We start from the raw sequence: 13,415 nt of genomic DNA, 5'->3' as shown, positions 1-13,415 counted from the left end.
GGTGAAGGGATCTTGAACAATCAATACATAACGCGAGCGTTCTTCAACACTCAGCGCCTTGAGCCATTGCAAATCGAAGTTAACAGCATGATGACCATCAAGAGACTCCATCAGAGTCGGAACCGACAACGCAGGCGCATCAACATACCCTATCGCTTTCTTGGTCGCAGCCTGTGCCCACTTTGGTTGGGTAAAGGTGTTAACGATAACAGGCGCTTTCGCCATCCACGGCAGCATAGATTCAATGTTCGCAACTAAGTAATCTTTAGCTGGTCGCTGATAGCGGCTGTAGTACAGGTTGATAAAGCGAGAACGGAAGCTAGGGACATCGACTTTGATAGGACACTGAGTGGCACATGCTTTACATGCCAAACATCCATTCATGGCTTCCATCACTTCATGTGAGAAATCATAGTCATCTTTCTTTGCAAGCCATGTGTTTTTAAAGCGCGCAACAATCTGACGTACTGACGGCGTTTTTTCATTGAGGTCTTTTTCAAGTACCAGTGGATCAACGCCCTGTTCGGCAAGTAAACGCAACCATTCGCGCACAATACCGGCACGACCTTTTGGAGAGTGGCGGCGGTCATAAGTGATTTTCATCGACGGACACATCGGAGAACTGGTGTCGTAGTTGAAGCAAAGCCCGTTACCATTACATTCCATCGCCTGACGGAAACTGTCACGTGTTACAACCGGAATTTGGCGATCCAATGTACCGCGTTTCGCTCCGTCCACTTTTACCAGCGTTTCTTCACTATCAAACGGCGTACAGATTTTGCCTGGGTTCATCCGGTTATCAGGATCAAACGCAGCTTTGACCTTACGCAGTTCGTTAAACAATTCATCGCCAAAGAACTCAGGACCATATTCTGAGCGGAAGCCCTTACCGTGTTCGCCCCACATCAAGCCGCCATATTTCGCCACCAGTGCGACTACCTGATCGGAGATTGTTTTCATTAAACGTTCTTGTTCAGGGTCACACATATCAAGGGCGGGACGGACATGAAGCACGCCCGCATCAACGTGACCAAACATGCCATAATCTAGCTTGTGGCTATCGAGCAAGGCGCGAAACTCCACAATGTAGTCAGCCAAGTTTTCAGGCGGCACACAGGTGTCTTCAGCAAATGCGATAGGTTTGGCTGCGCCTTTGGTCGCACCTAGTAAACCCACCGCTTTTTTACGCATGTTATAAATTCGATTAATTGACGGGAGATCATCACAGACTTGATACCCAATCACACCCTGATCGCCAGCTTCAACTAACACGTCCAAACGCGCAATCAATGCCAAGACCTGCCCGTTCACTTCGTCAATGTCGTTACCCGCAAACTCCACCACATTGATGCCTTGCATCACTTTGCCTGGTACATCGGTCAGAAGGTCCTTGACCGTATTCCAAACAATATCTTCCCGAGCAAGGTTCAATACCCGTGAGTCAACAGTTTCAACAGACAGGGCTTTCGCTTCGACCATCACTGGCGCACTGCGCAGTGCCGAATCAAAGCTGTCGTACTTTACATTGACTAAAGTACGCGCTTTCGGGATTGGGGTAATGTTGAGTTTAGCTTCAGCAATAAATGCCAGCGAACCTTCGGCGCCACACAGCAAACGAGCCATGTTGAAGGTGTCCGACTCTGGTTGATAGGCATTTTTGAGATCATAGCCTGTCAAAAAGCGGTTCAATGGTGGGAACTTAGCGTCTATTTCTGCGCGTTTTGAACGGCAAATATCCGCAGCGGTTCGCAGTGCATGTCCCGCAAAATCTTGGCGTGGATTGGCTGCAATTTCATCCATTGATAGCGTGTCAGTATCCAGCAAAGAGCCATCTGCCATGACCGCAGTAAGACCAAGAACATGATCCGAGGTTTTGCCATAACGTAACGACCCTTGACCTGACGCATCGGTATTAACCATACCGCCGATCGTCGCGCGGTTACTGGTTGAGAGATCAGGCGAGAAGAAAAAACCGTGAGGTCTCAGTGCGTCATTCAGCGCATCTTTCACCACACCGGCTTGAACACGAACCCAGCCTTCCTCCGCGTTCACTTCAAGGATATTGCGCATGTGACGAGACATATCAACAACGATGTGCTGGGTCAACGATTGCCCATTAGTGCCTGTACCGCCCCCTCGCGCTGAAAAACGAATATCACTGAATTCTGATTGTTGGCATAACGAGCCAATCATCGACAGATCTTGGATTGATGTTGGGAAAACCACGGCTTGTGGCAAGAGCTGATAGACAGAGTTATCCGTCGCGACGGCAAGTCGGCTTGCGTAGAATGTTTCTACATCACCTTGAAAACCATTGCTTTTGAGCGCATCCAGATAGCGTCCAACAACAGGTTCAAGTGTGTGCTGATGGGTAAGTGCTGGTAACATCATGCTCCCTGAGGCCAGTATACTCACCGTTATTCCATACGGCTTCTGGCAAATTACGTTGAATTCAATGCCACACACTTTACCTCAGGTGTGAGGTGCATCAAAGTGGAAATGATGCTCATCAATAGCGAAAAGCGGCTGAAAACACACAAGTTACCCGTGCATACCCAACCGCTTTTTCGTTCATCTTATTCACAACGTATAAAACAATGTATAAAGCAATGTATAAACAATTTGATTAGCGCATCAACCGAAGAAACACTCTCGGTGTGACAACCAGCAACAACACGGCAATTGCCCAAGCTGTTCCACAATTCATAGCGACAACAATTTGATTAATCGCATACTTGCCAGTCACGTACAGATTACTTGTTACCAATAACAAAATACCCACCGTCGCCAAAGCGAAAAATGTCACTTTCGCCGGACGCCGAACAGCAGACACATAGATCGGGTATATCTTTAAGCACAATAAGGAGCAATACGTCCCCAAGCAGATCGCTGAGAGATAGATGATTTGTGGCTTATGAATCCAAAGGCCAATCACTGCGTTAAACACAAATGCCAGCAGCCAAAATCTCGCCGATATCAGCACGCGGTTTCGATTGGAAAAGCGTAAATCTTTCGCACGCCGCAGTGCAAAGCTTGCCGCCACACCGATCAACACACCGACAAAAAGATCGGAAGGAAAATGTTCGCCTTGAAGAAGCGATTTCCCACTAACTAGCATAACGACAACAATGCCCAGCAGTGCCAATCGCTTTCTGCCTTTCGGTTGTTTTTCTTTATCCCAACTTAGTACAAACCAACAAAACATAAACACTGTCAGCGCTAAGGTCATACTCGGTAGTGTGTACCCAATGGTATCTTGCTCCCCAAATACAGGGTCAATGAAATACGGTCTAGGCAACTCAATAACCGTACTCAGTAACAATGAGAAAAACGACACCCCAAGCAAACCTGCGCCATAAATTAGCAACGCACGGTGCCCGTGAAAAGCACGAATAAAAGCCAAAGACAACACGAAGAAAAGTGGCGTAAATAGACTCCCAAAAGCAATCACTGTGTTACTGGTGTATATGAAGCCTCGGCTTGAAACGCTCGCACTGTGCAATGCTTGAAGCGCATTTAACTGGCTCCGGTAAAAAGGCGTTAATCCTTTCTCTTCGCCGGGGGATAATACGAAATCACTCGCTGGCACCTCTGGCACCCACTTAGGGAACATCCATTTGTGTTCTGGGAATCGGTAGTTATTTCGCATACGCGCCGTATTAGGCAACAGGAGAACTCGCTTCACTTCTTTGCCAAAATGCGGTGCCGACCACCCCATGACAACGCGTTTGCCTGTTTCATCGACGAAATAGGGCGTTGGCGTTTTTATCTGACACGAAAAAATCGCTGAATTATACGTTCGAGCAATCATATCTCCGACCGAGATATGAAATCCTGTTTCTTCATAGACTTCTCTGATGGCGGCCATTGCCGGCGATTCATCATCAATGATGGCGCCGCCCGGAATGGAGAACTTACCGCTGATGACTTCTTGAACCATCAAGATATTGCCCGCCTCATCAACGATCAAACAGTCCGCCGCTTTGATAGGCAAGGTGCTATTGATTGCATTCCCTGACGCCTGAGCAAACACGTTAAATGCCAAAAAGAAAACTGACACTACTATTAAGCGAACAATATTCACGAGCCGAGAACCTCTATCAAAACAAAATGACGCCTGCCATACTGAGCCAAGCAAAATCAAAAAATACAAATTATGAAACGTGAAAACCTCGTTATACATCAGGACAATTCGGAAAAACGCCCTACTGAGGTTTTGCCTGAGCGGTACTATCTCGACAACTTTTTATCCATCGTAGATATCGTCGCGCATCGCTATGAAGACCTGCTGACTAACACAGAAAAAGAATGGCTAGCTTCTTTTTCTGCCCTCGCGACAAACGCAAAGTTGCTGACGGTGCGACTGCTTTCACGCAAAGGAAACTGGTTTCGTCGTGACAAGCTTCATTACGATGAAATCTCCGATATTGACGAAGCCATTCAAGAGCTTGTCGAGCAGAACATGATATCGGTAACACGAACACCGCCAGTGCTCGTGGCTGTTGACCTCATGACAAAACCTGAACTCATCAAGCACTTTTCATCCATTGCAGAGCACGCATCAAACGCACTCAAACCCTCGGCCAAGAAAACTGACCTCATAGATGAAATTGTGGTGTTACTAGAAGGGAAAGAGATCCCGCCAATGACATCAGACTGCCTATGCATATCGCATGACGTACTGCCTGTGTTTCTCTTGTTATATTTTGGTAACTCACGACAAGACCTTAGCCAGTTTGTTTTAAGCGACTTAGGTATTTATCGGTTCGAAAGGGTATCACTTCTTTATCGAGACAGACTGTTTAACTCCAGAGACCAAGTGCAAGATTGGTTAATTTTTTCAACACTAAGCGATGATTTATTCAAACTCGCTGAAAATAAAGAGGTTAAGTCTTCACTTTCCATGCTCAATGCGCTGCCGCCCAAACCTTCATGGTCTCCTTTGAGCAGAAAATGGGATCGTTTAGCGAACCAACTGGCAAGAGATGCTGAACGTGTGGACGATCTAAAAACTGCAGCAACCCTGTTTGCACAATCCAACTTGCCCCCCGCTCGTGAGCGACTTGCACGCATCGCGCTCAAGCAAAGTGACCTTAACGGTGCATGTAATTGGATAGAAGCGATGCTGCGCTCACCCATCACTGAAGATGAAAAGGAGGTGGCTCAACGACTCGCTCGGCAAATTGTCAAGAAAGCCTCGAAGACCAGCGTGTTATTGCCCCCTCTTCTTTCGGAGAATACCGCCGTTCCGCCTCAAGAATTTGCTACGAATATGGCCTCAATGGATATCGATCAGCGAGTCGAACGGGTTGCCGCATTGGCCTTTGAAGCACAAGGATGGAATGTCTGGTTTTGTGAAAATGCCGTACTGAACGCAGTATTTGGACTTCTACTCTGGGACATAATATTTGCCCCCGTTAAAGGGGCATTTATGCACCCTTTTCAGCGCTCACCGAGAGACATGTATTCCCCAGAATTTGGCTTAAATAGACATTCGCTGATAGAGAGCCGCTTCCTTGAGCTACAACAAGGCCACTATTCGTTGCTCAAGGTATACGACGAAAAAATAGGTATCACCAACGATTGGGTACAATGGCATCTCGTCGATAGATCATTGGTAGAAGCAATATGCTCCACATTCACCACGACACAGATCATCCGCTGTGTAGAACGCATTCTCTTTGACCCCAAATCCAACCGAGCAGGACATCCCGATTTATTTATGGTTAAGGAGAAACAGTGCCAGTTCGTTGAAATCAAAGGCCCTGGTGACAAGCTACAGCACCACCAAGTCCGCTGGCTTAACTTCTTGAACCAACAACAAATAGAAAGTTCAGTTCTCTACGTAAATTCATCAAGTTATCGTGCAAATACTGCGACTTAATACATACTTATAGTAAGAAAAGTCGAACACGGTAACAGGGTAAATAATGAGTGACACATTAAGGCAACTTGTCTATATCAGTAGCGCTGAGCACCCTTTTAGCGAACTAGAACTCGCGAACATGCTCGCTTCAATACGCAAGAACAACGAAAAACGCGGTATTACTGGTATGCTTCTTTACAAAGACGGCGACTTTATACAAGTCATGGAAGGTGAAGAAGACGTGATTTACCCACTTTTTGAGGTGATATGTAAAGACCATCGGCACTATTCCATCGTAGAACTCATGCGAAAAAGCATCACAGAGCGACAATTCAAGAACTGGAGTATGGGGTTTCATCATATAAATAATAATGACCCAAGACTCGCTGGTTTTAATCAGTTTTTTTCCGATGACATCAATCACCAAATTGACCCCGGTGAAGCACTCAATCTATTGCTAGTCTTCAGAGAATAGAAAAGAGCGCCAATGGCGCTCTTTTTTTGTCAGCAAACTTAATGAATGCAGAAGCCTAAGCCTAAGCCTAAGCCTAAACCTAAACCTAAAGGATTGACCTATTTGATAGCCACACCTACGTCAAGCTTTTCAAACCAATCCAAAAATTTGCCCACGTTATCCCCGGTAAAGACTCGCCCATGCTGCGGGCACATCATCTCTATATCTAGCATTCTTACACGCTTCACCCAGTCATTCTTTGCTTCGTTCGACGGCATCCAACGCTGATGAAAACCCTGCATTTTCGGGATATGTTCTTCGAAATCTTCCACCTCTAACGGTGAGTCGTCGGCTTCCAACGCCGCCCCAACATCCCCACTCATAAGGATCTTAGCCACGGGATCATAAACATGATAATTACCAGATGCATGAAGGTAATGAGCTGGAATAAAACGCACTTCCACCCCATTTAAGACCAGGCTTCCCCCTTCATCTGCAATCGGTGCATATTCGATATTTTCCATCCCGAAGTGACGTATAAAGCCTTCCCACAACCAAGGAGCATGAAGCTTTGCGTCTTGCAATGCCGTGTCCCAAAGCCCCAACGACGAAATAATGTCAGGGTCTTGGTGAGAAGCAAATAAATGAGTAATTTGCGTGATAGGTACTTGCTTAACCACTGATGCCAACATCGCTGAGAATATTTCAATCCCGCCGGGGTCCATCAACAAAGCACTTTTAGGGGTACGAATCATGTACTGGTTTGTATCAATGATTTTTTCAGGTTTAGAGGGATCTCGACCAAACATAAACCATTGATGCGTTTCACCAGAATAGATTTCTTTTGTAATCATTAAAGCCTATCTCCGAGGCAGTAGAGCCGTTCCTAATAAATGCAATTAATCTCAGTAATAGTCGTCCGACAATTCACGACACAGTGACTGAGAGAGCGAAATGTGCACTTGAATACGCTCAGCAGCGGTCGATACATTATCTGCCACCACATTTAGTCCTTCTTCAAACTTTTTCCCTGACTGTGACGCTTCCACGCGAGACATCGCAGACAAAACGGATGCCGTTTTTATTTCTCTCGCGAGGTTTTCCAGAAGCTCACTGAGTTGCGCGACTTCGCGGTGAAATTGTCGAACCACTATGGCGTGTTCATTTTTCATGTGCACGATGGGATCAATAATACTTTGCACAAACCGAGCATCGTGACTGGCTTTCGCTGCTTGTTTAAAACGCGCTATCGTTCGTTCACTTCGAACGATATTGGTCGCTAAGCGGCTGATTGTCACTGCCCTAAAATTGATGATGTCTGACGTTTTAACTGTGGTATCGGCTAGCTGATCAATGAAATCTGTTATGGCGCGAAAGCCAGCCGCGCCTTGACCTGCTCGTAACGCCAACGCACGGGCATTGCTCGCCGTCAATGAAATGTCATTGGCTATCTCTCTCGCCTTGTACAATTCTGCGGCAACTACGGCAGCCGTTACAAAGTGATTATCAACATTCAGGTCATTCATGAAAAACTCTGATTTATAACGCTATCCGCTAAGTTTAGACAAGATTTCTCATATAATCAGAAATAAGACATTTTTTGTTAATTATTTGATTTAACGCAACTATTCACAACCGATGACTAAGAAACTTAACAAAAGAAAAAAGCACCGATTTTCATCGGTGCTTTTTTCTTTTATATCTTTTGCGAAACGTCGTGTCGCTAGAACTTAGCCTCCACCGGGCCCAGCTTCTTTTTTGGGATTTCTAAATACATATTTTGTCCCATCATAAATCAAGGTTGAGAGTAAGCGACGGCAGTTAGCCTTTCCGGGTTCATCAAATACCATCCCATAGGTTTGCTTCCCTCGCTTTTTACGACCATTTTTCACAGAGCCACTCAGTGCGTAAGTATCTCCATTGGCTTTGTTAACCACTTCCAGCACAATCTTTTGGTCGACATCAAATTCTGGCGAAATAGCCTCGTAGCTATAGCCACACCCACCTGAAGACACATCAGTCAAAATCACACCCAGCTTTCTGTTCGACAGTTGAATATCGCCAGGTAGACGCAAGTCATATCTCACTTCGTTTCGTAGCAAAACAAGCTTAGCTTGCTGAGGAACGGGGAAAACCAACACTTGAATAGGACGTAAAACCACATGCGCGATCCGCGTTCGAAAGCGTATTAAAGCCCCCTCTCCTTGCTCAGAAATGCCTTCAATATCAACGTTAAAGCCTTCCATAAAAAACTCTTCATACTGTCGTTTACTCAGCTTTGGCATCGTAAAGAAAATATGTTGTTGATCATCAAACCCAATAAAATTGGATTTGAAATCAAGTTTTTGTCCTAGGGGCGTTACTATTTCCAATGACGCTTCAGTGCCGTGCTGGATAAAATCCATGGCCTGAAGGCCCATAATCACACGTTCTTTTGGTTTTGCCGGCGGACTTTTCGCTGGTGCCGAGTTTGTATTCATTGCTATCCCTCGCCGGAAATACATATTTCTAATGCGTAATTTCAGTTTTATTTACATGCTTAATCGGTCAATGTAAGAAATATTGACAAGTCCCTCGCATATCCCATGACTAACATTTCTTTTTCCTATCATTAATATATAGGCAAAAGATCACGTAAATTCAACAAACTAGTTAACTGCTCCTATTCGAAAATCACGCTCTACTACCTTGTATTTTATTGAGTTATATCCTTCGCTCTCTTGTTCAGCATAAATCCAGCCATCAAGAAACATGGATTCTGTGATGTGAGTCATTAGATGAACGGAAATTTCAAACTCGGGATTTATCGATAAATACATTCATCCGTCTACACTTAGAGAACATTCTTAGATAAACGTGGTGCCTGTGGTTAAACGCGGCTTGTGGCGTTTTTCGCCCGCTCTTCTCCTCTTCGGGTCAATGATCACTTTCGCGGTTTACTCCGTGTCAGCACATTCCTCGGAGGGAAAAAGCTATCCACCGACAGAGAACATCAAGAAAGCACTCAAAGCGCTGGGTTTCGAAAGACCGTGGGCGAGCATAGGTACAGGGGAAAAGCAGATCATTGAAAATGGGGAAATCTGGCTGCGTAACAATGACTATTTTGCCGTATTGGGAGTCAGTGACACTGATGAAAATGGCATGCACATGTCCTTAATGAACAACCTCACTACTTGCGCGAAACTCGGCATGGCGATAACGGGAGAGTCGTCCTCCATCGTCTTCAAAAAATTTGGTTCGCTAACGAAAAACGCACTGACCGAACCCGAGCAAAAAATACGTTCTGGCGATGCTCCTTTCTATTTTCATGTGTTGGTGACCGAACTCATCGCCAACAAAACACTAATGCAATGTGGCGTAAGCGCTGGCCAAACAAACTAAACACTTTGACCCAATAGAGAAAGACAACATGACAGAAAGAGCACGGGTACAATCTCCAAAACGAGCCATCATTCACTATGTCGTCGCGGTTATTATTTTCACCCTATATGGCTCAAAAGTTTGCCCCTTCATTGACTCTCTTCCCACCGCGGTCTTACTTATCCAAACTGCGACAGTGTTTATTGCACTCTTCTTTGTACGATTGATTTTACGCACTATTTATCATGGAGAAGCCAGCCTATCGGCTAATGTCACCGTTTTTGCTGTCACAGGAATAGGCTTTGCCACGTGGTACGGAGTCCTTTATGACTTTCCGCTAGACAGTAATCTGAAGGTGATGTTTGGCGTGACATTGCTGGGCATTGTCATCAGTCTTGATTTGGCTATAGATAACGCTCGCCACCTTTTTGAGTCACCAAATCTATCTCCAGATGCTCCCGAAAAATGCACACCACTGGCAGGACAGATTGGCTTGGGGGCGATGTTTCTGGTTGTTATGGTAACGGTACTTTTGGGCTTAGTCGTCACCAAAGATTTGCTTTGGTTAGTCGAGCATACTGAACACAAGCCAGCGATTGCCGATATTGATAGCATTCTTAAGGAGTTCTTCTTCGTCGCATTGGTCGTCGTTGGTTATATCGCGATCATTTCAAAAAATGGGGCGGATTTAATCCACCAGCAATTGGAACGTCAAACCCATGCAATGGTGCTCGCCTCTCACGGTCAATTAGATCAAACGCTTCCGTCAAATCATGTTGGTGAATTGGGTATTATTGCTTACTACACCAACAAGATGTTGGGCGACCTTCATGCCAGTTATGACGAAATTAATAGAACACGGGATGCGACAATCATCGGGCTTTCAACGCTAGCGGAAGTGAGGGATAACGAAACAGGGGCGCATATTCTTCGCACACAGAACTATGTGCGAGCACTCGCCTACACGCTGCGTAGACAAAGCAAATATGCGGCTTACCTCAGCAACGAAACGATTGATCTACTCTACAAATCCGCCCCACTTCATGATGTTGGCAAAGTAGGTATCCCTGACGCAATTCTACTCAAGCCGGGCAAACTGACGGATGAAGAGTTTATGATCATGAAAACCCACGCCCAGTTAGGGGCTGATGCCTTGTCCATGACAGAACAAAGCGTTGATGGCATCGCTTTCTTACGCTTCGCCAAAGAAATCGCGGCAACGCACCATGAAAAGTGGGATGGATCGGGCTATCCGTTAGGGTTATCAGGCGAAAAAATCCCGCTGTCAGGGCGCTTAATGGCCCTTGCAGACGTCTACGATGCGTTGATTTCAAAACGAGTTTACAAACCCGCATTTAGTCACGAAAAAGCAAAAGCCATCATTTTGCAGGGCAATGGCACCCACTTTGATCCCGCCATCGTTGACGCGTTTCTTATGTGTGAACACCAGTTTATTGATATTGCGGCGCAATACAGCGATAAAGACACGCATGCAGCCTAATCTGACAGTTCCAGCCACGCGACCAACTATTCTCTGATTATTGTCTGATCGCGATAGGAAGCATCCCGCCATCACAACGACGAATGAAGTGCTTTTTTGGGCAGTTTTACCGTTACTGGATAGTCGCCTTGCCAAAGCTCCTTTACAAACTCAGAGGCTTTTTCTGGTTGGCAGAAAATCCAGCACTCTTGTTTGGCACGCGTGAGAGCCACATAAAACAAGCGCCGTTCTTCTGCGTGAACCATCTCTCCATCAACACTCAATAGTGCGAACTCTAACCCCTCACCTTGGCTGTTAGCGGGAAATACACCCTCATTCATATCAAGAATAAACGTGAAATCCGCCTCTAGGCCTTTACTGGCGTGAGCCGTCACAAACGTCATGTTTATTGCAGGCCAACGGGCTTGCCACGACGATAGATCGGCAGGTTTACAGGAATGTTGACGTCCAATCATCATAAGTGACACGTCGCGATCACCCACGGTATTCGCCAACTTAGCTAATGTCTCTTCAATCGATTCTGACACTAAAAGGTGGACGCCTTTTTTCTTCTGTTCTTTTTGGCTATTGAGCGGTTTGGTGATTTGCTTGGGGTTCACTTGAATAAACGGGTTAGCAACAGCCCCTATCTGAGAGTGAAAACGATAGGTCACATCCAAATATCCAATCACACCGGCAGAGAATCGCGTTAAGAAGTCAGTCGTTAAGCTCACATCCGACCCCGCAAAACGATAAATGGCCTGCCAGTCATCCCCTACTGCAAATAACGAAGGCGAACGCTCTCGCTTACCACCACACAATGCTTCTAGCATTGCCATCCTTGATGGCGAAATATCTTGGTATTCATCCACCATAATGTGGTCATATTGCGCCGCAAAGGTACTGGATTTTTTCGATAGCAGTTTGGTTGCTGTCTTAATCAGGCTGTTAAAATCATGCTCGTTGGCTTGGGACAGATGTTGTTGATAGCTTCGCATCAGCGGCCACACCATTGCGAATTCACTTTCCGCACGGGCATCCCCTTTCACCAAGCCACGAAACGCCGATTGTGACTTGTCTTGCTGGATCAGCAAATCAACTTGTCGCCATAACCATTTATGAAGACGAGGCTCGTGCGCTTGCTCTGCCAGCGCTCTTTCACTGCTCAAACCTGAAATTTGCCACTGAGTGAGATGCTTCAACCAACGTTTTTCAACAGCGGGTTGTGACAGATTTTCTGCTAACCACAACGTCATCCACGTCAGTTTCGCTTCTTCATCGGTCGCTAGCGGTGACAATACAGGTGCGCTTCCCGTGATCTCTTTGATCACTCGGGTCGCAAAACTGTGGAACGTTGCTACATGTACATCTTTCAAACCCGCAGCGTTCAGTCGCTGGGACATCTCTTCACTGGCTTTTTTGCCAAACGCCAACATCACAATGCGATCTGCCGTTGCCTGTTCACTGGCGACAAGATATTGAGTACGCGCCATCAACACACTGGTTTTACCCGACCCTGCGCCTGCAAGCAGCAAATTATGGTTGTCATCCATCAGAACAGCCTGACGCTGCGAAAGATTCAGTGGTGAAGACTCGATGCCATCGAACCACTGAGACCATCGCGTAAGTTCGTTTTTCTTCCATCGGACATTACGCGCGTCCCGCATCGCGCTTCCGTTTTGCAGCCAGACAAAAAGCGACTGATAAAGCTCAGGGTTTGCTAACGCCGCCACCTGAGGGTGAACGCCCAACTCCTCAATCTGCTTATTTGCCTTGTTCATCCACTGTCGCAGGTCGGCATCACGTAGATAGCCTTTATGGGCACCAATCTCATCGCGTAGTGCGATCAACTCATGCTCCACCAACATGAAACGATTTTGCTGTTTACCCAGCCACAACTGGTAAGCGTCAGTGATTCTACTCACAAACGCCGTTAAATCTTGCCAAGGAAGACCATACACTGAGATGGAACGCGCCGGTTGATCCGAAGGGGAAACAATGAAGGTGACTTTGCCCCAGAGCAAGCCACGGGAAAGCCTGCATTGACCATCCCAAATTGCAAAAGGAACGGTTTCTGTGAGCTGTTTTGACTCAAAGATAAGGTGGTTATCACACAATGCGATGCTGTAGTGATCGCCCTGTACACACCATTGAGCAAGCTTACTGGCAGACAATTTCATGAACGGTTTCTATCATAGGAATAACAAGACGATAATAACAATTTATCGCTCCCTTCTCACTGTATAGCTGGGACT

At 46.1% G+C, this 13,415-nt stretch carries 10 protein-coding genes; 4 read left to right on the top strand and 6 right to left on the bottom strand.

From position 1 onward, the window contains the following. Both ydiJ and L4D06_RS18060 read right to left on the bottom strand, forming a co-directional pair. A partial coding sequence (ydiJ, locus tag L4D06_RS18065) for a D-2-hydroxyglutarate dehydrogenase YdiJ (protein WP_429740622.1) occupies nucleotides 1-2,388 on the bottom strand: 2,388 nt, incomplete at its 3' end. 238 nt (nucleotides 2,389-2,626) lie between these two features. Next, entirely contained in the window at nucleotides 2,627-4,084 is a 1,458-nt protein-coding gene (locus L4D06_RS18060) for a phosphatase PAP2 family protein (protein WP_429740619.1), read from the bottom strand. A 72-nt stretch (nucleotides 4,085-4,156) separates the two neighbouring features. Here L4D06_RS18060 and L4D06_RS18055 point away from each other — a divergent pair, with 72 nt between their 5' ends. Beyond that, entirely contained in the window at nucleotides 4,157-5,884 is a 1,728-nt protein-coding gene (locus L4D06_RS18055; RefSeq protein ID WP_429740618.1) for a VRR-NUC domain-containing protein, read from the top strand. Between the two features lie 46 nt (nucleotides 5,885-5,930). Continuing rightward, nucleotides 5,931-6,341: a BLUF domain-containing protein gene (locus L4D06_RS18050; protein ID WP_274165438.1), complete on the top strand. Its 411-nt coding sequence runs from the start codon at nucleotides 5,931-5,933 to the stop codon at nucleotides 6,339-6,341. A 98-nt stretch (nucleotides 6,342-6,439) separates the two neighbouring features. Here L4D06_RS18050 and L4D06_RS18045 read toward each other — a convergent pair whose 3' ends face one another. The 3 genes from L4D06_RS18045 to L4D06_RS18035 form a co-directional block, all read right to left on the bottom strand. Continuing rightward, complete coding sequence (locus L4D06_RS18045) at nucleotides 6,440-7,174, bottom strand: oxygen-binding di-iron domain-containing protein (RefSeq protein WP_274165439.1); 735 nt, start codon at nucleotides 7,172-7,174, stop codon at nucleotides 6,440-6,442. A gap of 51 nt (nucleotides 7,175-7,225) precedes the next feature. Continuing rightward, on the bottom strand, nucleotides 7,226-7,846 hold the full coding sequence (locus L4D06_RS18040; RefSeq protein ID WP_429740617.1) for a chemotaxis protein: 621 nt from the start codon (nucleotides 7,844-7,846) through the stop codon (nucleotides 7,226-7,228). Between the two features lie 204 nt (nucleotides 7,847-8,050). Further along, nucleotides 8,051-8,800, bottom strand: a complete 750-nt coding sequence (locus L4D06_RS18035; RefSeq protein ID WP_274165441.1) for a flagellar brake protein — start codon at nucleotides 8,798-8,800, stop codon at nucleotides 8,051-8,053. A gap of 463 nt (nucleotides 8,801-9,263) precedes the next feature. Between L4D06_RS18035 and L4D06_RS18030 the strand changes: the two genes are divergently transcribed. Both L4D06_RS18030 and L4D06_RS18025 read left to right on the top strand, forming a co-directional pair. After that, nucleotides 9,264-9,701 (top strand): hypothetical protein, encoded by a 438-nt coding sequence (locus L4D06_RS18030; protein WP_274165442.1) that lies wholly within the window; start codon nucleotides 9,264-9,266, stop codon nucleotides 9,699-9,701. 28 nt (nucleotides 9,702-9,729) lie between these two features. Continuing rightward, nucleotides 9,730-11,181: an HD-GYP domain-containing protein gene (locus L4D06_RS18025; protein WP_429740616.1), complete on the top strand. Its 1,452-nt coding sequence runs from the start codon at nucleotides 9,730-9,732 to the stop codon at nucleotides 11,179-11,181. Between the two features lie 71 nt (nucleotides 11,182-11,252). On the opposite strand, the gene helD is transcribed toward L4D06_RS18025, so the two are convergent. Beyond that, nucleotides 11,253-13,340, bottom strand: coding sequence for a DNA helicase IV (gene helD, locus L4D06_RS18020; protein WP_429740615.1), 2,088 nt, complete (start codon nucleotides 13,338-13,340; stop codon nucleotides 11,253-11,255). Nucleotides 13,341-13,415: the final 75 nt, after the last annotated feature.

The organism is Enterovibrio makurazakiensis (genome assembly GCF_050336585.1).
GTDB lineage: Bacteria > Pseudomonadota > Gammaproteobacteria > Enterobacterales > Vibrionaceae > Enterovibrio > Enterovibrio gelatinilyticus.
This window is presented reverse-complemented; position numbering and strand designations above follow the sequence as displayed.